We start from the raw sequence: 20852 nt of genomic DNA, 5'->3' as shown, positions 1-20852 counted from the left end.
TCAATGCTGCGTAAATCAGTTGTTGCCACCGCGGGCTAGTTTCCCGGTCCGGCTTCCTCGGCCATTCGCAGGAAACGGGCCGCCAGTTCGGCTCCGCCGTCGGGATCCCTGGCAACCAACAGCAGAGTGTCGTCGCCTGCGATCGTACCCAATACCGACGGCATTACGGAGTGGTCGATGGCCAGTGCCAGGAAGTTCGCTGCCCCCGGAGGTGTTCGCAGGACAACAATGTTGCCCGAAGCCTCGGCAGTTACAAGCAACTCACCACACAGCCGGGAGAGCCGCGCGTCCAGGATTTCCTGCGTGACGCCGCTTTTAGCGTTGCGGTCACCGCCCTCCCCCGGAACGGCATAGACCAGTGCGCCTTCCTTGCCGCGAACCCTCACCGCGCCAAGTTCCACAAGGTCGCGGGACAGCGTGGCTTGGGTGACCTGAACGCCGTCGTCCGCCAGCAGGGCTGCAAGCTCTGCCTGGGAACGCACGGACTCACCCGTCAGGATCGCGGTGATACGCGCCTGGCGGGCAGTCTTGGTGGCCGGGCTGGCGCCCGGAACCGACGGATTCGTGGACACTAGAACGTGCTCTCCCCAGTGCCCTCGACGGGAGAAAGACCTTCCACGAACGCAAGTCCGGAACGGTGCATCAGCCAGGCCATGAGTGCCTTCTGGGCATGGAGTCGGTTCTCAGCTTCGTCCCAGACGATCGACTGCGGGCCGTCGATGACGCCAGCGGAAATTTCATAGCCGCGGTAAGCAGGAAGGCAGTGAAGAACGACGGCGTCCGGCGCGGCCTGCGCCATGGCGGCCTCATCCACGGAGTAGTCGCGGAAGAGCTGCAGCCGGGCTTCCTTCTCGGCTTCCTGACCCATGGATACCCAGGTGTCCGTTGCCACGACGTCAGCGCCTTTAAGGGCTTCGGCAGCATCGCTGGTGATGAGCACAGAGCCGCCCGTCTCGGCGGCACGCTCTTGTGCAGCAGCGACAATCTCCGGGGCCGGCCAGTAGCCAACGGGACCGGAAATACGGACGTGCATTCCAGCTGTGACGCCAGCCAGAAGGTAGGAATTGGCCATGTTGTTGGCCGCATCACCGAGGTAGGCCATGCTCAGGCCCTTCAGTTCGCCTTTGTGCTCCTTGACCGCCAGGAGATCCGCGAGGAGCTGGCAGGGGTGGTAGTCGTCGCAGAGGGCGTTGATGACCGGGACCTTGGAGTTCTCCGCCATGGCAACCAGGCCCGAGTGGGCCCCGGTCCGCCACACGATGGTGGAGACCATGCGCTCAAGGACCTTGGCGGTGTCCTCCACGGATTCCTTATGCCCGATCTGTGCTTCGCCGGGGTTGATGATGAGCGCGTTGCCGCCCATGTCCGCGATGCCGGTGGCGAAGGAAACACGGGTACGGGTGGAGGTCTTGTCGAAGATGACGGCGACGGTCTTCCGGCCATTGCCATCGGCCGCGAAAGGTTGGACGCTGTACGGCGCCGCTTTCATGCGGGCTGCGAGCTCAAGAACCTCGGCCTGCTCAGCAGCGCTCAGGTCGGTGTCCTTGAGGAAGTGACGGGTGGTGGATGTAGTCACTGTGCGTCCTTAGCAGTTTGGGCGGTAGCCGTTGTAATGAGCTCAGGCAGCGCAGCCAGGAAACGGTCTGCCTGCTCGATGGTGAGGATCAGCGGCGGTGCCAGCCGGATGGTCTTTGGCCCCGGGCTGTTGATGATGAACCCGGCGTCAAGGCCTGCAGTAACCATGGCAGGAGCTACATCGGCATTGACGTCGAATCCGATAAGGAGACCTTCACCGCGGACCTCAGTCACGGCGTCCACTCGGGCAAGACCCTCGCGTAGGTGTGCCCCGACACTCAGGACGTTCTGGAGGACACTTTGGCTCTCGATCGCGTGGAGCGTGGCAAGGGCAGCAGCCGTGGCCACGGGATTTCCACCGAAAGTGGTTCCGTGCTGCCCGGCGGTGAGCAGGGCCGACGTCGTGCTTCCGAAAGTAATCAACGCACCGACCGGGAAGCCGCCGCCAAGTCCCTTGGCAAGCGTGATGGCGTCGGGGACAATCCCCGCGTCTTCGCTGGCCAGCCATTTGCCGGTCCGGCCGATGCCGGTCTGGACCTCGTCCAAAATCAACAGGGCGCCGGCCGCCGTGGTGGCTTCGCGGGCTGCCTGCAGATATTCGGCGCTCAGCGGCCGGACGCCCGCTTCGCCTTGGATTGGTTCCAGGAAGACGGCTGCCGTGGATTCGTCGACGGCGGAGCGCAGGGCTTCGATGTCACCGAACGGAATGTGGACCACGCCGCCGGGCAGGGGCTCGAACGGTGTCCGGTAGGCCTCTTTTGCCGTGAGTGCGAGCGCACCCATGGTGCGGCCGTGGAAAGCGCCTTCGAGGGCAACAATCTTGGTGCGCTCGGCGTCGCTGTTCCGGCGGGCCAGCTTGAACGCTGCCTCGTTGGCTTCCGTGCCGGAGTTGGCAAAGAAAACCTTGGATCCCGCGGGAGCATTGGTGATGGCCAGCAGCTTTTCTGCCAGAGCGATCTGCGTGGGGCTCGTGAAGAAGTTGGAAACGTGTCCAAGCGTGGCGAGCTGGCTGGAGATCACCGAGGTGACGAAGGGGTGGGCGTGGCCCAGCGCGTTCACGGCGATGCCACCGAGGAGATCCAGGTACTCCTTGCCGTCGGCGTCCCACACGAGGCAACCCGCGCCGCGGACCAGGACCCGCTGGGGCGTGCCGAAGACACCCATCAGCGACGAGTTGTAGCGGGCCAGCCAGTCAGCGCCTGAGCTGTGGCCAGTAATGGCGTCTGTTGGGGATTCCACCAGTTCTGCTTCGTTCGCGGTCATGCGTTCACTTCCTCGTCAGGGACAACTTGGGTGCCGATGCCCGCGGTCGTAAAGGTTTCCAGCAGCATTGAGTGCGGCAGCCGGCCATCCACGATGTGCGCGCGTTCCACGCCTTCGTCGATCGCCTTCAGGCATGCAGCCATCTTGGGGATCATTCCCGACTCGAGCTTGGGCAGCATCTCGCGGAGTTCGGAGGCAGTCAGCGAAGAGATCAGCGACGATTTGTCCGGCCAGTTCGCGTAGAGGCCCTCGACGTCGGTCAGGATGACCAGCTTGGAGGCGCCCAGCGCAGAAGCGACAGCTGCAGCCGCGGTGTCTGCGTTGACGTTCAGGACCTGGCCGGTAGTGGGACCGGAACCGTTGCCGTCGTCGAGGATTTCCGGGGCGACCGTCGAGATCACCGGGATGCGGCCGGCGTCGAGGATGTCCGTGATCCCGGCGGGGTCCACGCCTACAACTTCGCCCACCAGGCCGAGGTCAACTTCCTCGCCGTCCACCACGGTTCCGGTGCGGACTGCGCGCAGCAGGCCGCCATCCTCGCCGGACATGCCAACCGCATACGGACCATGGGAATTGATGAGGCCCACAAGTTCACGACCCACCTGGCCGGTGAGGACCATGCGCACCACGTCCATGGCTTCCGGAGTGGTGACGCGCAGCCCACCCTTGAACTCGGACTCGATGCCAAGCCGGCCCAGCATGGAGTTGATCTGCGGACCGCCGCCGTGCACCACCACAGGGTGGATGCCCACGTGGTGGAGGAACACGATGTCCTCGGCGAAGGCACGCCGAAGGTCATCGTTGACCATGGCGTTCCCGCCGTACTTGATCACCATGGTGGTTCCAGCGAAACGCTGGATCCAGGGCAAGGCCTCGATCAGCGTGCCCGCTTTGTCCTGGGCTGCTTCGGCCGAGACGTGGCTCGCGGACGTGGTTTCCCGGGTGTGCGCAGTCATAGTCATCCGCTCAGCTCGAGTATGCACTGTTCTCATGCACGTAGTCGTGCGTGAGGTCATTGGTCCAGATGGTTGCCTCGGCGTCGCCGGCCTGCAGGTCGATGTCGACGCGCACCTCACGCGGTTCAAGGTCCACCATGTTACGGTCCTCGCCGATGCTGCCGTTGCGGCAGATCTGCACGCCGTTCATGGACACGTTGAGCTGGTCCGGCTCGAACACGGCATCGGTGGTGCCCACGGCAGAGAGTACCCGCCCCCAGTTGGGGTCCTTGCCGAAGATGGCCGCTTTGAAGAGGTTGGAGCGCGCAACAGCGCGGCTAACGATCTCGGCGTCGCGTTCGCTTGCCGCGTTGAAGGTACGGATGGCGATGTCGTGGCTTGCACCTTCGGCGTCGCCGATAAGCTTACGGGCCAACTCGGCGCAGACCTTCGTAATGGCCTCGCTCAGCTGTTCCGCAGAGGGCAGTGCTTCGGAGGCACCCGAGGCCATCAGCACCACGGTGTCGTTGGTGGACATGCAACCGTCAGAGTCCGCGCGGTCAAACGTGACACGCGTGGCATCGCGGAGGACGACGTCGAGCTCGTCCGCCGGTACCTCGGCGTCGGTGGTGAGGACAACAAGCATGGTTGCCAGACCGGGGGCCAGCATGCCGGCACCCTTGGCGATGCCGCCAACTGTGAACTGCTTGCCTTCGGCGTCGGTTCCTGTGAAGACGGCCTCCTTGGAGACGCTGTCCGTGGTCATGATCGCCGTGGCAGCGGCCGAACCGCCGTCTGCCGAAAGCTCGCCGAACGCGGTTTCAACGCCCGGAAGGATCTTGTCCATGGGCAGTTGCTCGCCGATCAGGCCAGTGGAGCAAACCACGACGTCGGAAGCTGAGACTCCCAGCACTTCGGCCACTTTCTCGGCCGTGGCATGCGTGTTCTGGAATCCCTGCGGGCCAGTGCAGGCGTTGGCTCCGCCGGAGTTCAGGATCACGGCGTCCACACGGCCATCGCTGACCACCTGGCGTGACCAGTGAACTGGAGCAGCGGCGACGCGGTTTGAGGTGAAGACGGCGGCAGCGGACTTTCGCGGACCGTCGTTGACGACGAGGGCCAGGTCCGGGTTGCCGGAAGCTTTAATGCCGGCTTTGATGCCGGAAGCCCGGAATCCCTTGGGTGCGGTAATGGTCACGGTGCAACTCCCTGCAGGTTCAGGCCGGCGGTTTCGTCCAGGCCGAGGGCTATGTTCATGGACTGCACGGCTCCGCCGGCGGTTCCCTTGGTGAGGTTGTCGATAGCGCACGTGACAATGACGCGGCCGGTGTGTTGGTCGAAGGCCACCTGCATGACTGCGTGGTTGGAACCTTGCACTGACTTGGTGCTGGGCCACTGGCCCTCGGGGAGAAGGTGGACGAACGGCTCGTCGTCATAAGCTTCCGCCCAGGGCCCTGGCGCAGTTCGGCGTAGGTAACTCCGTGCCCGACTTTCGCAGTGGCCGTAGTGAGGATACCGCGGCTCATCGGAGCCAGGGTTGGAGTAAAGGACACCGTCACCGGCTCGCCGGCGGCATTGGAAAGCCCCTGCTCGATTTCCGGCGTGTGGCGGTGCCCGCCGCCAACTCCATAGGGGCTCATGGATCCCATGACTTCGGAACCGATCAGGTTGACCTTTGCCGCCTTGCCCGCACCGGAGGTACCAGAGGCCGAGACAATTACGACGTCGTCCGTCAGGAGGAGGTTATTGTCGAACCCCGGCGTCAAGGCGAGCAGGGCCGACGTCGGGTAGCAGCCCGGGACCGCAATGCGCTTGGCACCCTTGAGGGCGTCGCGCTGTCCCGGCAGTTCAGGGAGCCCATACGGCCAGGTCCCGGCGTGGGCCGAGCCGTAAAACTTTTCCCAGGCAGCCGGATCCTGCAGGCGGTGGTCCGCTCCGGCGTCGATGACTACTGTGCCTTCCGGCAATTGGGCAGCGATCTCCGCAGAAGCGCCGTGCGGGAGGGCCAGGAAGACGACATCATGCCCGGACAGGTTCTCCACAGTGGTGTCTTCAAGAATCCGGCTCGCCAAACCGTGGAGATGAGGCTGCAACTCCCCTAGTCTGGAACCGGCGTTGCTGTGCGCAGTGATCGCACCGATAGTGACGTTCGGATGGCCCGCAAGCAGGCGCAGCACTTCTCCCCCGGCGTAGCCGCTGGCACCGGAGACGGCAACAGAAATAGTCATAGCTCCACTGTACAGCAAAACTATTCATGGGTGCCGATATTTATGCATGCCGTCTTCTGGCGAGTGCACGGCGTCACATAAGTTAGTGCGGACGGCGTATGCTTAGTGGAGGGTGATCCAGACCGTGCAGTCCGAACGTCGGCTGCAGCGTTGCCCGTTAGCGATACGGGGCACATATATGGCACCCACGTCCACCGCTGAGCGCCCCAAGACACGCGCAATTCAGCCAAACCCCGTTGTTCAAAGCTATTCGGAGCTCCTTAAGAGCGTGAAAGCTGCCGGTCTTCTCGAACGGCGCAGCGGGTTCTACATCTGGCTCTTCGTAGCCCTCATGATCCTCATGGCCGCCACCTGGACAGGCTTCGCCCTGTTGGGTGATTCCTGGTTCCAGCTCTTGATCGCTGCCGCCGTGGGTATCTTCTGCACACAATTGAGCTTCCTGGCCCACGAGGCCGGACACAAGCAGATCTTCGCGTCCCGTCGCGCCAACGACTGGTCAGCCCGCCTCCTGGCAACAGGAATCGCAGGCATCAGCTACTCCTGGTGGGAGCAAAAGCACGGTGCCCACCACAACCACCCCAACGTCATTTCCAAGGACCCTGACATCCGGAACAACGCGCTGGTCTTCTACGAAGATGCGGCCGCCGAACGCAAGGGGCGCCTGGCCTTCCTGACCAGGAAGCAGGGCTGGTTTTTCTTCCCGCTCCTCACGCTCCTTGGCCTGAGCCTGCAATTCGACTCGCTTCGCTTTGTCTTCGGCAAGCAGAAGGTGCGCCACCGCTGGGTGGAGACGCCTATCCTGGTGGCCCGTCTTGCCGCCCTCCCGGTTCTCGCTTTCACCTTCCTGCCCATCGGTATGGCGTTTGCGTTCCTCGGTGTCCAGATCATGGTCTACGGCTTCTACATGGGTGCCTCTTTTGCCCCCAACCACAAGGGCATGCCTGTCCTTCCCAAGGACAGCCGAGTCGACTTCCTCAACCGGCAGATCCTTACCTCCCGCAACATCTCAGGCGGACGCTTCATGGACTTCCTGCTGGGCGGGCTGAACCGCCAGGTGGAACACCATTTGTTCCCTGACATGGCCCGGCCCCACCTTCACAAGGCAGCAGGAATCGTCCGCGAGTTCTGCACGAAGCACTCCATCCCGTACACGGAAACCACGCTGATTCAGTCCTACGGGATAGTGGTCAGCTACCTCAACGAGGTAGGCCTGGCAGCTGGTCGTGGCTTCGACTGCCCCGTCGCTTCGACGCACGGACGCTTCTAGGCCTCCACAACCAAAGGCGTCATCCTTCATAGGATGGGTTCTGGAACCGGGCACCGGAAGGACCGTCCCGGAGTAAGGAGCCACCATGACGCACGCGATTGTTGCCAAGGAGCCGGGAGGACCTGAAGTCCTCGAATATGCTTCCGTGGAGCCACCCGTACCTGGTCCCGGGCAGCTGTTGATCAAGGTCGCAGCTGCCGGGGTCAATTTCATTGAGACCTACCAGCGCCGCGGCACCTACAAGGTTGAGTACCCCTTCACCCCCGGCGCGGAAGCCGCCGGAACCATCGAAGCAATCGGTGAGGGTGTAGAGGACTTCTCTGTAGGTGACAGGATCGCCACTGCCGAAGGTTCCAGGACCTACGCTGACTACGCACTCGTGGACGCTGCGAGGGCGCTCCCCGTGCCGGCCGGCGTCGATGATCACACCGCAGCCGCCCTGCCACTGCAGGGAATAACCGCCCACTACCTGATGAACTCCTCCTTCCGTGTGGAACCTGGCCACACGGTGCTGCTGCACGCGGGAGCCGGCGGTGTGGGACTGCTTCTAACCCAACTGTTGAAGGCGCGTGGGGCACGGGTCATCACCACAGTTTCCTCAGACGAAAAGGCCGACCTCTCCAAACTCGCCGGCGCCGATGAAGTCCTCCGCTATGAAGGCTTCGCGGACAAGGTCCGCGAACTTACCAACGGCGAGGGCGTCAATGTGGTGTACGACGGCGTGGGCAAGGATACGTTCGACGACTCCCTGCGGAGCCTGCGCATCAGGGGTTCCATGGTGCTCTTCGGCGCCGCTTCAGGTCCCGTCCCCCCGTTCGATCCCCAACGCCTGAACTCCGGCGGCTCACTGACATTGACCCGCCCCACGATGGGCCATTTCGTCCAGAACACGCACGAGCGGCGTTGGCGCTCAGCCGAGATCTTCGAGGCCGCAGCGAACGGCACGCTGGCGGTTCGGGTCGGCGCTACCTACCCCTTGGCCGAAGCGGCCCAGGCACACAGGGATCTCGAAGGACGCCTCACCACGGGGAAGGTCCTGCTGCTGCCGTAACGGCAAAGCGATCATTCGTGCAACAAACCGTGAACGGCAGGAAGCCGCCGACACCTTTTGTTCACCTTTCTGGGCAAAGCTGACTGCGTGAGCACAGAACAATCTGCCGTGGCCGGGAACTTGGATGCCTTGGCCACCTACCGCCCCCAGTTTCCGGGGGCGTCTGCAGCACCTCCTCAGCGGACCCTGGTGGATATCCTCGAAGCGACTGCGGCAGCTTTTCCGGAATCCTCGGCATTGGACGATGGCCGGAAGTCACTGAGCTACACCGAACTGCTTGGAGCAGTCCGCGCGTTCGCGCGGGTCCTGAACGCCGCTGGTCTTGGCCGAGGGGACAAGGTCGGCGTCCGCATCCCATCCGGCACCGGTGATCTTTACGTCGCCATCCTGGGAATCCTCATAGCGGGGGCAGCCTACGTCCCCGTGGATGCCGACGACCCCGAGGAGCGCGCCCGGCTGGTTTTTGGCGAAGCCAAGGTGGCCGCCGTCGTTGGTGCCGGCCTGTCCGTTGAAGTGGCAGGCGAGGCGCGGAAGGCCGTGACGGAGCCGCAGAAACCTGGGCTGGATGACGACTCGTGGATCATCTTTACCTCCGGTTCCACGGGTACGCCGAAGGGCGTTGCCGTCAAGCACAGCTCGTCAGCCGCTTTCGTGGACGCCGAAGCCCGTCTCTTCCTGCAATCCGATCCCATCGGCCCGCAGGACAGGGTCCTGGCCGGCCTTTCGGTCGCGTTCGATGCTTCCTGCGAGGAGATGTGGCTGGCCTGGAGGCACGGCGCCTGCCTGGTACCGGCTCCGCGCGCCCTTGTACGGACCGGCATGGATCTGGGCCCATGGCTCATCAACCACGGCATCACCGTTGTTTCGACAGTGCCAACCCTGGCTGCTTTGTGGCCAGTCGAAGCCCTCGAGAATGTGCGTCTACTCATCTTTGGTGGGGAGGCCTGCCCGCCTGAACTCGCCGAACGGCTCGCCGTCGACGGCCGGGAAGTGTGGAACACGTACGGACCCACCGAGGCCACGGTGGTCGCCTGCGCGGCTCCCCTGGGCGGACCTGGCCCTGTTCGCATCGGACTGCCGCTGGACGGCTGGGACCTCGCCGTCGTCGATTCCGCCGGCGTGCCCGTGGCTGAGGGTGAAATTGGGGAATTGATTATCGGCGGAGTGGGCCTGGCCCGATACCTGGATCCGGCCAAGGATGCTGAGAAGTATGCAGCCATGCCGACCCTGGCCTGGGAACGCGCCTACCGGTCCGGTGACCTTGTGCGCTTCGAAGCCGAGGGCCTGGTCTTCATCGGGAGGGCCGACGAACAGGTCAAACTGGGTGGGCGACGGATCGAACTGGGCGAAGTCGATGCCGCACTGCAGTCTCTGCCTGGGGTGGGAGGTGCGGCCGCCGCGGTGCAAACGACGTCTGCAGGTAACCAGATCCTCGTCGGATACCTGGCGCCCACCGAGGGCTGCGTACTGGACCTGGACGAGGCCCGCAGACAGTTGGGCGAGAGCCTTCCTGCAGCATTGGTCCCCCTCCTGACGGTTGTTGGTTCGCTGCCGACAAAGACCAGCGGCAAGGTGGATCGTCACTCGCTTCCGTGGCCTCTTGCCGGCGTTGCAGCCAAGGAGGCGGGCAAAGCACCGCTGAATCTGCCGGACGACGCCCGATGGATTGTGGAGCAGTGGGAATCGGTCCTCGGCAGCCCTGTCAGCTCCCTTGACGCGGACTTCTTCGCCTACGGTGGCGGCTCGCTGGCGGCCGCGCAGCTTGTTTCCGCATTGCGTGTTCGGTACCCGACCATCACGGTGGCGGACATCTATGCGACGCCGCGGGTTGGCGCACTCATAGAGGCTGCGCGGCAGTCGCTTCCCGACGGCGGCATGCCGGGTCCCGCTGCGGAGCGCACCGTACGGCCCACAGCCCTTAAGTCGCAGGTCTTCCAGGTCCTCATGGGCGTACCCCTGCACATCCTGGTGGGCATGCGGTGGTTGACCTACCTCATGGCTGCCAACAGGCTGTTGGCCGATTTCGCTGGATTCACCGCAGCCCCCGTGGTTTCCTGGTGGTGGATCGGGGCTTCCTGGCTGATTTTTGTCAGTCCGCTGGGCCGCATGGCGATCTCGGTGATGGCTGCCCGCATCCTGCTGGGCAAGGTTGAACCCGGAACATATCCGCGGTCCGGCAAGACGCACCTGCGGCTTTGGCTGGCTGAGCAGATACAGGACCTCTCCGGTGCCATTGGCCTGGCCAGCGCACCGTTCGTTCCCTACTACGCACGGGCCCTCGGCGCAAAGATCGGAAGGGACGTCCACCTGCATTCATTGCCGCCGGTCACCGGTCTGCTGTCCTTGGGAACCAGGGCCAATATCGAGCCGGAAGTGGACCTCTCCGGCTGGTGGGTGGACGGCGATTCTGTTCACATCGGCCAAATCCATGTTGGCGCAGGAGCAGTGGTGGGCTCCCGAAGTACCCTCATGCCCGGAGCCACCATCGGCGCTGGCGCGCGCGTCGAGGCAGGGTCCGCAGTGCTGGGCAAGGTGAAGGCCGGGCACCTGGTGTCGGGCTCCCCGGCCCGACGCCGGGGAAAAGCAAAACACGACTGGCCTGAGTCCAGCAGCCGAAGCCCCATCGCGGCCCCGCTTGTGGTTCTCGGCATTCGCCACCGGCTCCGCCGTTCTGGCCCTGATCCCATATGTGTCCGCCTTCGCCGGTGCTTTGGTCATCTTCGCATTTGTCGGTGGGCATGAGTCTCTCGGAGAAGCCCTGCCGCAGATCAGCATGGCGTTGCCGCTTGCCGCCCTAGCATGGTTCTTCAGCAACCTCATCCTGATCCTTGTTGTTGCCCGGCTTCTGGGCTTGGGACTCAAGGAAGGCTACTACCGTGTGCGGAGTCGCATCGGTTGGCAGGTTTGGGCTACTGAGCGGTTGCTGGACATGGCAAGGGACCTGCTCTTCCCCATCTATGCGAGCCTGTTTACCCCCGTGTGGCTCCGTCTTCTGGGAGCCAAGGTTGGACGGAACGTGGAGGCATCGACTGTGCTGTTGGTGCCCAGGATGACGACGATCGGCGACGGCGCATTCCTCGCCGACGACACGATGGTGGCCTCTTACGAACTCGGCGGCGGCTGGATGAAAATCGCCCCTGCCAAGATCGGGAAGCGTTCGTTCCTGGGCAACTCGGGTATGACGGCAGCGGGCCGCAACGTGCCCAAGAACTCTCTCGTCGCCGTGCTGTCCGCTACGCCGGCCAAAGCCAAGTCCGGCACCTCCTGGCTCGGCAGCCCACCTGTCAGGTTGCGCCGCACCGCCGTCGACGCCGATCAGAGCCTCACGTTCCAGCCGCCCTTGAAGCTGAAGCTGGCAAGGGGTCTCTGGGAACTGTGCCGCCTGGTGCCTGTCATCCTCACGGTGGCAATCGGCGTCGGGGTCATGCTGGTTCTGGACGCGATCGCCCGAGGCTGGAGTTACTGGTTGGCCGCACTTCTAGGCGGTGTGGTGGTCCTGGCTGCCGGAGCGGTGGCGGCATTGAGTTCCATCATTGCCAAGTGGGTCCTCGTGGGCACCATTCGCGCCGGTGAGCACCCTTTGTGGAGCTCGTTCATTTGGCGCAATGAGGTGGTGGACACCTTCATTGAAATGGTCAGCGCTCCATGGTTCGCCCGTTCAGCCGCTGGAACTCCCGCTTTGGTGTGGTGGCTCCGCGGCCTGGGCGCGAAGATCGGGCATGGAACGTGGTGCGAAAGCTACTGGCTCCCTGAAGCGGACCTCGTGACGCTCGGCGAGAACTCAACCGTCAACCGCGGCTGCGTGGTCCAGACGCACCTATTCCACGACCGCGTCATGAGCATCGATACTGTGACGTTGGGCAACGGGGCAACCATGGGACCCCACGGCGTCATCCTTCCTGCCGCAAGCATTGGCGACGGCGGCACCGTTGGTCCGGCGTCGTTGGTAATGCGCGGCGAAACCGTGCCGGCAGGGACCTATTGGATGGGAAACCCCGTGAGTCCTTGGGAGGGTCCGGCAGCACCGGCCGCCCGACTCAAGTAGATTGGGGCAGACCATGACGGCACCGATAATTACTACTGCGACCAACGCCGACCCATACACCTTGGACCACGGCAGCACCAGCTACCGTGTGGATCGGTACGAATTGGACCTCGATGTCAGGCTGGGCAGCAACAAGCTGATCGGCAAAGCGGTGCTGCGTTGCACGGCCCGTGAGCCGGCTTCGCAGATAGTCCTGGACCTGGTGGGCCTGCGGGCGTCCAAGATCCAGTTGGATGGCAGGAAGGTCCAAAAGTTCAGCCAACGGGCCGAGCACCTTGTGGTCACTGCTGTGTCCCCGTTGAAGGCCGGTCAGCCCTTCGTCCTTGAGATCCGCTACGAGGGTAACCCGCAACCACGTCGCGGCTTGTGGGGCGAAGTCGGCTGGGAAGAACTGAACGACGGCGTCCTGGTGGCCGGCCAGCCCAACGGCGCGGCGTCGTGGTTCCCCTGCAACGATCATCCGCGCAATAAATCATCGTTCCGGATCTCCGTGACCACGGATGACAACTACCGGCCGGTGTGCAACGGCCAGCTAGTGTCCCGGTCACGAAAATCGAGCCGCGAGACCTGGGTCTACGAGCATTCCGAACCCATGGCCACATATCTCGCCACGATGCAGATCGGCCGGTATGTCATGGTGCCGCTCAACCCTGCAGACACCCATCACCGAGTTCCGCAGTTCGCCGCGGTTACTGCGGACATGGCTGACGACGCCCGCCAGGGGCTTCAACGCCAGCCGGACATGATGAAGACCTTCGAGGACTGCTTCGGCCCCTACCCGTTCAGCGACTACACCTCGGTTGTCACCGAAGATGAGTTGGAAATCCCGTTGGAAGCCCAGACCGTCTCCATTTTTGGCCGCAACCACATGCGTGATGCCTGGGATGCGCAGCGATTGATCGCTCACGAGCTGTCCCACCAGTGGTTTGGTAACTCCCTGACCGTCAGCAATTGGAAGGACATCTGGCTCCACGAGGGATTCGCCTGCTACGCCGAGTGGTTGTGGTCCGAGGAGTCCGGAACCATGCCGGTTGCTGCCCGTGCCCTCGCCGCCTGGAAAAAGCTCGACGCCGGGCCGCAGGACCTGCTCGTTGGCGATCCCGGTCCGGAGCTCATGTTCGATGACCGCGTCTACAAACGAGGCGCCCTGGCGCTCCACTCCGTCCGGTTGGCAGCCGGTGACGAAGCGTTCTTCGGTCTCCTCCAGCACTGGACATCGGTCAACCGCCACGGCTCAATTTCCACAGCGTCCTTTATCGAAGCCGCCGACTCTTTCATTCCGGGGTTCAATGCCGGTGCGATTCTCCGGCCTTGGTTGTACGAGGTTGCCCTCCCGCCGCTGCCGCAGGGCTAGGAAATAGCCACCGCCGCCACGAATCCCTCCGGCAGTTCCTGGCGTTCGCCGTTGATGCTGGTGATGTCCCATAGGCCGGGCCGGTCCAATACGTCCACTTCCGCGGGGTTCCTCCGCAGGCCCTCCCCGGTCATCTTCAGCCAGGCTTCCTTGCGTGCCCACAAGCGTGCCCGCTGTACGGTCTTTTGATTTCCCGGCACACTCTTCAGGAAGTGCTTCTCCCCCGGGGTCAAGGCAACATCATCAAAGCCCTGGAACGCTGCTTGGTCAATAGCTTCAAGGTCCACTCCCAGCCGGGCGCCCTCGGGTGGATGCACGACGCCGGCCAGCAGCACCCAGCCCTGGGCTTTGGATGCGCTTAGCGCGAGAGGCGCGGGGACGCCGTCGAGCATGAAACCGGGACGGCCGTGGTCCTGGGCCGGCCCGCACTGTGGGCAGCTGTAGTCGGGCACTAGCCGGGCCGGATCCACGTCGAGGAGCGAGGCAGCGAAGTGCCATAACGCCAGTCGGCCCGCGATGAATTCTTGCCGGTCCTTGGCGCTGGCGAAACGGAGCGCCCGGTCCTGGGCGGGCCGCCCGAGCTCCTGAAGGCGGGCGCCCGCAACAAGCACTTCGTCGAGTCTGAGCAACTCGAACACGGGGCTCTGCACTAAGGTCACGCTGACCTGAATCGGGCGGCCACCGCTTCCCGCACAGCCGCCACATCAACATCGCCGGCTGTCTCCGCTGCAAGCACCTTGGCTAGGCGTTTCGGCCACAGCACGTGAACGCCACGAATGGAGAACCCACCCCCGATGAGGGGCCAATCGGCCTCTATGAAGCACAACGCGCCGGTGACCGGGACATCCCCTACGAAGTCTCGGACGAGATCGACTTGTTTGAGCACCCCATCGACCAGTTTCGTGCAATTGCGCCGGCCGACCAGCAGCTTCTCCACGCGTGGGCGAAGGATGCCACCCTCGATCTCCAGTTCGGGCCGTCCCTTGTACCGCTTGGCGTCGATCACCCAGATTCCACCCGGAGTGATGGCAATGTGGTCGATGTTGGCCTTCGAGCCGGGGATGCGGCGGTCATGAAGGACGGCCAAACCATCGGTGGCAAGGGCACTTAGCCTGGCGCCGAGTCGTTCTTCACCGACCGCGCCCCGATCCCAGGACTTGGTGTGCGGTCGCTCGTCGGAGAGCGCGACGGCGAGGCCACCGAAACGACCCCACTTCCCGCGCAGCCTTTCCTCGTCCTTCGCCTTTCGGCGAACGTACTCACGTCGGGCCGATGAACCGGCTACTCCGGGATCGGCGACCGCACGCTCCGTACCAGGCGGTTCCGTGTCGGAGGACATAGCTTCCGTAGCCTCGGTGGCACACTCCAAGCAGAGGACAGTCTTGGTCTCGCTCTCGTAGATTGCCGCTGTCCCGGCCGGAAGAGATGCACCGCACTCCCGGCACACTCCGGCGTACCGGAGCCGCATCTGCTTCACGAGGTTACCTGGTTCATCGTCGGCACGGACCGAACCGGTTGATAAATCACGGCGGTTAGACCGCGGATACGCTTTGCCATGGCTCAATCCTCCCCAAAGTATTCCGAGCCTCCATTGTCTGGCCAAACGGACCGAGCTGTCGCTGATTGCGGAGGCAACTGAAAAAAATCCCCGGAACCAGGAGGTTCCGGGGATTTCATCGCATGCGAAGGCGCTACCGTTGCACTGCACCAAAACGCTCTGCAGCAACAGCCACAGCGCCGGCGCGGGCCTCCGAAGCTTCGTCGGCAGTCAGCGTGCGGTCAGCTGCACGGAAACGGAGGCCGAACGCGAGAGACTTCTTGCCTTCCTCTATGCCCGGGCCAACGTAGACGTCGAACAATGCGACGTCTTCGAGGAGTTCCCCGGCACCTTCACGCAACGCGGCAAGCACCTGGTCAGCCGGAACATCCTGCGGAACCACCAAGGCGACATCCTGCGTCGCCACGGGGAACCCGGAGATGTGCTTGGCCACAATGACGTCGGCGGCTGCTTCGAACAGCGCCTCAACATTGACCTCAACCGCCACAGAGCGTGCCGGCATGTCGTGGGCTGCGAGGAGCTTCGGGTGGAGCTCACCGGCGTAGCCCACAACGTCGCCGGACCGCAGCGCGAGCTGTGCAGCACGTCCGGGATGGAAGGCCTGGTGGCTCCCCTGGCTGACTACAAGTTCAACGCCGAGAACATCCGCGATGAGCCGCGCGACATCCAAAGCGTCGGCCCAGTCCCAGGCACGCGGCGTGTGCGTCGCCGCAGCCGGAGAATCGTGGCCGGTCAAGATAGCCGCGATGTGCAGCGGCTGGTGCGGGACGCCGTCGTACAGTGCATCCAGTACCTCATCGGAAGGCTTGACGCCCAGCGGCGGGATGGATTCAGTACCGAGCTTTTCGCCGGGAAGGAACACCGAGCCGGCCTCATAGAGTGCCAGGTCACGGAAACCGCGGGAGTGGTTCCGGCGGGCAACCTCGATCAGTCCCGGCAGGATGGACGTACGTAGGTAACCGTGCTCCTCGCTGATGGGGTTGGCCAGCTTCAAGGCCGGACGTTCTTCGCCTTCCGCTGGCACGCCGAAGGTCTCGTTGGATGCCTTGGAGACGAACGGATAGGACAGGACCTCCGTCAGTCCGGCGTCCGCCAGAGCTTGCACGACGCGGCGCTTCTGCTGCTGGCTGCGGCTCAGGCCACGGCCCGGAGGCGCCACGGGCAGCGTTGCCGGGATGTTGTCATAGCCAACCAAGCGGGCTATTTCCTCGGACAGGTCTTCCTTGGTTTCGAGGTCGTTGCGCCAGCTCGGAGCCGTCACCAGATAGCCGGTGGAAGTCTTCTCCACAGCAGCACCAAGATCCACCAGGGACGTTGTGATCTGCTCTGCCGTGAAGTCGATACCGATACGGGCGGCGGCGAACTCTGCAGGCAAGTCAATGGTGACGGCGTCAGGAGCGGTTCCGACGTCGGTACCTGTCTCGTCCGCAGTACCTCCGGCAAGTTCAACCAAGAGGTCCACCACGCGCTGCGCGGCGACATTCGCAACGTGCCAGTCAACCCCGCGCTCGAAGCGCTTGGATGCTTCGGACGGAAGCTTATGGCGGCGACGGGAACGTGCAATCGATACTTCGTCGAAGTGCGCGGCTTCCACCAGAATGTTCGTGGTGGAATCCGAAACCTCGGTGTGGGCACCGCCCATGACCCCGGCGATGCCGATAGCTCCGGAGTCATCGGTGATCAGCAGGTCTTCGACATCGAGCGTGCGCTCTTTGTCGTCCAGCGTGGTGATCTTTTCCCCCGCCACAGCGCGGCGAACCACGATGTCGCCCGCAAGCTTGTCGAGGTCGTAGCAGTGGTTCGGCTGGCCGAGCTCAAGCATGACGTAGTTGGAAATATCAACCGGCAGGGAGATGGAACGGACGCCGGCCAGACGAAGACGTGCAGACATCCACGGCGGGGTGGGACGGGAAGCGTCCACGCCACGCACTGTACGTGCCACGAAGCGGTCACAGCCCGGCTTGCCATAGATGGGGGCGTCGTCGTTGAGCTTTACGCCGTACCCGCCTTGGAGGCTGGCCGGAGCGTTGACCTTGGAGGCCGGGTCAACGAAGGATGTTCCGGTGGCGTGGGCGTATTCGCGTGCCACACCACGGATGGAGAAGGCGTAGCCGCGGTCCGGCGTGACGTTGATTTCCGCAGCCTGGTCATAGAGACCAAGGAGTTTCATAGCGTCCGTGCCGATTTCCGGATCCAACCCGATCCGTGAGAGAACCAAAATTCCATCATGGTCATCGCCGATGCCCAGTTCGCGAACCGAAGCGATCATGCCCGCAGACAGGTGACCGTAAGTTTTCCGCGCCGAAATCCGGAAGTTGCCGGGCAGCACAGCTCCGGGAAGCGTGACAACAACTTTGTCGCCTTCCACGAAGTTGTGGGCACCACAAATGATGCCCTGCACACCGGAAGGATCGATTCCCTCGCCAGTCAGGGTCTGTTCCTGCCCTTCAGGGACAACACGGACCTGGCACCAGTTGATGGTCTTGCCATTGGACTGCCGCTCCTTGACCAGGCTCAGCACCTGGCCAACCACAATGGGACCCGTGAGTTCATCCGTGGGACGGTGGACTTCCTCTTCTTCAAAACCGACCTTGACCAGGTCCGCCATGACGTCTTCGGCCGTGGCATCGGCCGGAACCTGCGCAAATTCACGCAGCCAGGAAAGTGGGATACGCACTGTTAGATCTCCATCCCGAAGTGCTCGCTGAAACGTACATCGCCCTCGATCATGTCGCGCATGTCGCCGACCTCGTTGCGGAACATGAGCGTGCGCTCGATGCCCATGCCGAAGGCAAAACCTGAATAGACGTCCGGATCGATGCCGGCAGCCCGGAGGACGTTGGGGTTGACCATGCCGCAGCCACCCCATTCGATCCAGCGCGGACCGCCCTTGGCACCGGGGTGCCAAATGTCGAGTTCGGCTGACGGCTCGGTGAACGGGAAGTAGTTCGGGCGCAGGCGAATGGAGGCTTCGTCGCCAAACATCTGGCGGGCGAAGTGCTCCAGCGTTCCACGGAGGTCTGCCATGCTCAGGTTCTTGTCGATCGCCAGACCCTCGAACTGGTGGAAGACCGGGGTGTGCGTTGCGTCGAGCTCGTCCGTGCGGAACACCTTGCCCGGGCACAGGACGTAGATGGGCACTTCGCGCTCCAGCATGGAACGGACCTGAACCGGAGAGGTGTGGGTGCGCATGAGCAGGTGTGCCTCGGGAGGTTCCACGAAGAACGTGTCCTGCATTTCGCGGGCCGGGTGGTCCGGCTTGAAATTCAGGGCGTCGAAGTTGAACCACTCGGACTCCACCTCGGGACCTTCGGCAATTTCCCAGCCCATGCCCACGAAGATGTCCGAAACACGGTCCTGCAGCGTGGACAGCGGATGGCGCGCTCCCGCACGGCGTCGACGCGGCGCCGCCGTGACATCAACGGTTTCCTCCACCAGGATCCGGGCGTCGTTCTCGGCTTCGAGTACTTCGGTCCGGGCGGCGAGCGCCTGGTTGACCCGGCCCCGTGAGGATCCCATGAGCTTTCCGGCGGCAGCCTTGTGCTCCTTGGCGAGGCCACCGATTTCACGGTTGGCCAGGCTCAGGGGCGACTTCTCGCCTGTGTGGGCGAGGCGGACAGCCTTGAGTTCTTCGAGGGAGGAGGCAGCCGCTATCGCGGCGATCGCATCCTCAACGGCGGCGTTGATGGCGGCTTCATCCAGCGGATTCGGGATGGCAGCGCCTGGCAAAGTGTCAGTCATCTACTGTTCTTAGCTACGAGTCGGGAGCGGCCGGCATGGCTGGCCTGCAAAACGAAAGGGCAGTGCTCACCGCGGACGGCAGGCACTACCCTTCAGTCTAGTTGAAGCTCACAGGCGCCATTTAACTCCACAGGTCTAGCATGTCTTCATGACTCCCGGGCAGCGACTAAGGCAAGTCGCCAACTTCCTGAACCTGACAACACCCTTGGGGCTGTTGGTCGCGCGCGCCTCCCGATCACGCATTTCGCGTGGACCCCGGGGCCTGCTGATAGCGGCAGGGTATGCGTGGAAGCTTCCACACGCCGGAGCGTTCACGGTGGGGAACGTCGTCCTCTACCGTGCAGCGCACGACGTGGCAGGACGCAATGAGCTGCTCCTTGCCCACGAGGAACGGCACAGCACCCAGTACGCCTACTGCCTGGGGTTGCCGTTCCTCGTTTTCTACGGTGTCGCCGCCGGCTGGTCCATGCTGCGCGCGGGCAATCCGGCGTCGAGGAATTTCTTTGAACGGCAGGCTGGACTCGCAGCAGGCGGCTACATTGACCATGGAATCGAGGCCGACGCATGAAACGCACCATTACCGTTACGGGAACGGCGAGCGCCAAGGCAGTGCCGGACCTGGTGATACTGACGCTGGGCGTCGAGACGCGAAGGGAGACTGCGTCCAAGGCATACGACGACGCCGGCAAGGCGGCCTCCGCCGTCGCCACCAGTCTGCGGGCGGCTGGCGTGCAGGATGCGGATCTGCGCACCAGCGGCTTAAACCTTCGGGCAGACCTGGTGTGGGTGGAGGGGCAAGGACAGAAGGTCGCCGCCTATGTGGCATCCACCAATGTGCACGTCGGCATCCGCTCACACACGGAAGCCCCCGCCACCATTGCTGCGGCGGTGGCCGCCGGTGGGGACGACATCCGGATCAACGGGATCGAGCAGGGCTTTGCGGACGGCTCCCAGGTCACGAGGCAGGCGCAGGAAGCGGCGTGGCAGGACGCGCTTCAGCGGGCGGAGCAGTACGCCTCCTTGGCGTCCGCCCGGTTGGGCTCCGTGGTTTCGATTTCCCAGCAGCCCCTGCCGGGCTCCCCTATCCCGATGGGCGGACTGGTCAGGGCCGCTGCTGTTGAAGCACTTCCCCTTGAGGCCGGCGAGTCGTCCGTGGCGGCAAGCGTCACCGTGGAATGGGAACTTTTGAAGCCTTAGGTCCATCCACCGGCGCCTGGACTGCCGTCCGCACCACCACTGCGATGCCGGCAGCCATGGCATCGAGCGGCATGGACGGCGTCGCGCTCCCCTCGGGCACCTGCTCCGGAAGGAAGGGAAGATGGACAAATCCTCCCCGCACCCCGTCCCTGGTTGCGAGGGCATGCATCAGTGCATAGAACACATGGTTGCAGACGTAGGTTCCGGCAGACTGTGAGATCTCACCCTTGATGCCGGCGATCTGCAGGTTCCGTAGGGAGGCTTTGATCGGCAACGTCGAGAAGTAAGCTGCCGGGCCACCAGGAACCACTTCCTCATCGATGGGCCGCTTGCCCTTGTTATCCGGGATGCGGGCGTCATCGCAGTTGATGGCTACGCGCTCCAAGGAGAGCCTCTCCCTTCCTCCAGCCAACCCCGCGCACAGTACGACGTCCGGCGCCAGGGATTCGACGGCGGCCAGCAGGACAGACGCTGACTCACCGAACACGCAGGGAAGCTCTACTGCTTCAACCTTGTATCCCTCGGAGCGAAGGATGTCCCGTGCACGCAGGGCAGCCGTCCAAGATGGATTGACACTTTGATCGCCAAACGGTTCGAACCCAGTCAGCAGAATCATGGGCCAACCTTAGCAAGGTCCT

The 20852-nt window shown here is 63.6% G+C and carries 15 protein-coding genes and 2 pseudogenes; 6 read left to right on the top strand and 11 right to left on the bottom strand.

What is annotated here, in order from left to right; all coding sequences use genetic code 11:
* Nucleotides 1-35: 35 nt before the first annotated feature.
* The 6 genes and pseudogenes from LDP01_RS18410 to argC all read right to left on the bottom strand — a co-directional run bounded on the left by LDP01_RS18410 (nucleotide 36) and on the right by argC (nucleotide 6001).
* Nucleotides 36-572, bottom strand: coding sequence for an arginine repressor (locus LDP01_RS18410; RefSeq protein WP_223936621.1), 537 nt, complete (start codon nucleotides 570-572; stop codon nucleotides 36-38).
* On the bottom strand, nucleotides 572-1576 hold the full coding sequence (gene argF / locus LDP01_RS18405) for an ornithine carbamoyltransferase (RefSeq protein ID WP_224092450.1): 1005 nt from the start codon (nucleotides 1574-1576) through the stop codon (nucleotides 572-574). Before argF ends, LDP01_RS18410 begins: the two co-directional genes overlap by 1 nt.
* Nucleotides 1573-2838, bottom strand: coding sequence for an acetylornithine transaminase (locus LDP01_RS18400; protein ID WP_224092443.1), 1266 nt, complete (start codon nucleotides 2836-2838; stop codon nucleotides 1573-1575). Before LDP01_RS18400 ends, argF begins: the two co-directional genes overlap by 4 nt.
* Nucleotides 2835-3794, bottom strand: coding sequence for an acetylglutamate kinase (argB, locus tag LDP01_RS18395; protein WP_224089460.1), 960 nt, complete (start codon nucleotides 3792-3794; stop codon nucleotides 2835-2837). Before argB ends, LDP01_RS18400 begins: the two co-directional genes overlap by 4 nt.
* A 10-nt stretch (nucleotides 3795-3804) precedes the next feature.
* Nucleotides 3805-4971, bottom strand: a complete 1167-nt coding sequence (argJ, locus tag LDP01_RS18390) for a bifunctional glutamate N-acetyltransferase/amino-acid acetyltransferase ArgJ (RefSeq protein ID WP_224089461.1) — start codon at nucleotides 4969-4971, stop codon at nucleotides 3805-3807.
* A pseudogene (argC, locus tag LDP01_RS18385) lies at nucleotides 4968-6001 on the bottom strand (N-acetyl-gamma-glutamyl-phosphate reductase). The gene argJ and the pseudogene argC overlap by 4 nt, the downstream one beginning before the upstream one ends.
* A 178-nt stretch (nucleotides 6002-6179) precedes the next feature.
* Here argC and LDP01_RS18380 point away from each other — a divergent pair.
* The 4 genes and pseudogenes from LDP01_RS18380 to LDP01_RS18365 all read left to right on the top strand — a co-directional run bounded on the left by LDP01_RS18380 (nucleotide 6180) and on the right by LDP01_RS18365 (nucleotide 13718).
* Nucleotides 6180-7268 (top strand): fatty acid desaturase family protein, encoded by a 1089-nt coding sequence (locus LDP01_RS18380; RefSeq protein WP_224092439.1) that lies wholly within the window; start codon nucleotides 6180-6182, stop codon nucleotides 7266-7268.
* A gap of 85 nt (nucleotides 7269-7353) precedes the next feature.
* Nucleotides 7354-8319 (top strand): quinone oxidoreductase family protein, encoded by a 966-nt coding sequence (locus LDP01_RS18375; protein WP_224092437.1) that lies wholly within the window; start codon nucleotides 7354-7356, stop codon nucleotides 8317-8319.
* Nucleotides 8320-8406: 87 nt separating this feature from the next.
* Nucleotides 8407-12364: pseudogene (locus LDP01_RS18370) on the top strand (Pls/PosA family non-ribosomal peptide synthetase).
* Between the two features lie 13 nt (nucleotides 12365-12377).
* Nucleotides 12378-13718 (top strand): M1 family metallopeptidase, encoded by a 1341-nt coding sequence (locus LDP01_RS18365; protein ID WP_224092435.1) that lies wholly within the window; start codon nucleotides 12378-12380, stop codon nucleotides 13716-13718.
* Here the strand turns inward: LDP01_RS18365 and LDP01_RS18360 are convergent.
* The 4 genes from LDP01_RS18360 to pheS all read right to left on the bottom strand — a co-directional run bounded on the left by LDP01_RS18360 (nucleotide 13715) and on the right by pheS (nucleotide 19017).
* Nucleotides 13715-14368, bottom strand: coding sequence for a 4'-phosphopantetheinyl transferase family protein (locus tag LDP01_RS18360; protein WP_224092433.1), 654 nt, complete (start codon nucleotides 14366-14368; stop codon nucleotides 13715-13717). The two genes, LDP01_RS18365 and LDP01_RS18360, sit on opposite strands and share 4 nt — an antisense overlap.
* Nucleotides 14369-14373: 5 nt before the next feature.
* Nucleotides 14374-15186 (bottom strand): nuclease-related domain-containing protein, encoded by an 813-nt coding sequence (locus LDP01_RS18355; RefSeq protein WP_224093933.1) that lies wholly within the window; start codon nucleotides 15184-15186, stop codon nucleotides 14374-14376.
* Nucleotides 15187-15409: 223 nt separating this feature from the next.
* Nucleotides 15410-17953: a phenylalanine--tRNA ligase subunit beta gene (gene pheT, locus LDP01_RS18350; protein WP_224092407.1), complete on the bottom strand. Its 2544-nt coding sequence runs from the start codon at nucleotides 17951-17953 to the stop codon at nucleotides 15410-15412.
* Between the two features lie 2 nt (nucleotides 17954-17955).
* Nucleotides 17956-19017, bottom strand: coding sequence for a phenylalanine--tRNA ligase subunit alpha (pheS, locus tag LDP01_RS18345; protein WP_223936608.1), 1062 nt, complete (start codon nucleotides 19015-19017; stop codon nucleotides 17956-17958).
* 148 nt (nucleotides 19018-19165) lie between these two features.
* Between pheS and LDP01_RS18340 the strand changes: the two genes are divergently transcribed.
* Nucleotides 19166-19585, top strand: a complete 420-nt coding sequence (locus tag LDP01_RS18340; protein ID WP_224092405.1) for a hypothetical protein — start codon at nucleotides 19166-19168, stop codon at nucleotides 19583-19585.
* Nucleotides 19582-20214 carry an SIMPL domain-containing protein gene (locus LDP01_RS18335; RefSeq protein WP_224092404.1) on the top strand — a complete coding sequence of 211 codons (633 nt, stop codon included), beginning with the start codon at nucleotides 19582-19584 and terminating at the stop codon, nucleotides 20212-20214. The genes LDP01_RS18340 and LDP01_RS18335 overlap by 4 nt, the downstream gene beginning before the upstream one ends.
* Here LDP01_RS18335 and pcp read toward each other — a convergent pair.
* Entirely contained in the window at nucleotides 20183-20830 is a 648-nt protein-coding gene (gene pcp, locus LDP01_RS18330; protein WP_224092395.1) for a pyroglutamyl-peptidase I, read from the bottom strand. The two genes, LDP01_RS18335 and pcp, sit on opposite strands and share 32 nt — an antisense overlap.
* Between the last annotated feature and the right edge of the window lie 22 nt (nucleotides 20831-20852).

This window comes from Arthrobacter sp. StoSoilB13 (assembly GCF_019977255.1).
In the GTDB taxonomy this organism is placed as follows: domain Bacteria; phylum Actinomycetota; class Actinomycetes; order Actinomycetales; family Micrococcaceae; genus Arthrobacter.
The sequence above is the reverse complement of the archived record's forward strand: the minus strand, read 5'-3'. Positions and strand labels throughout refer to the sequence as shown.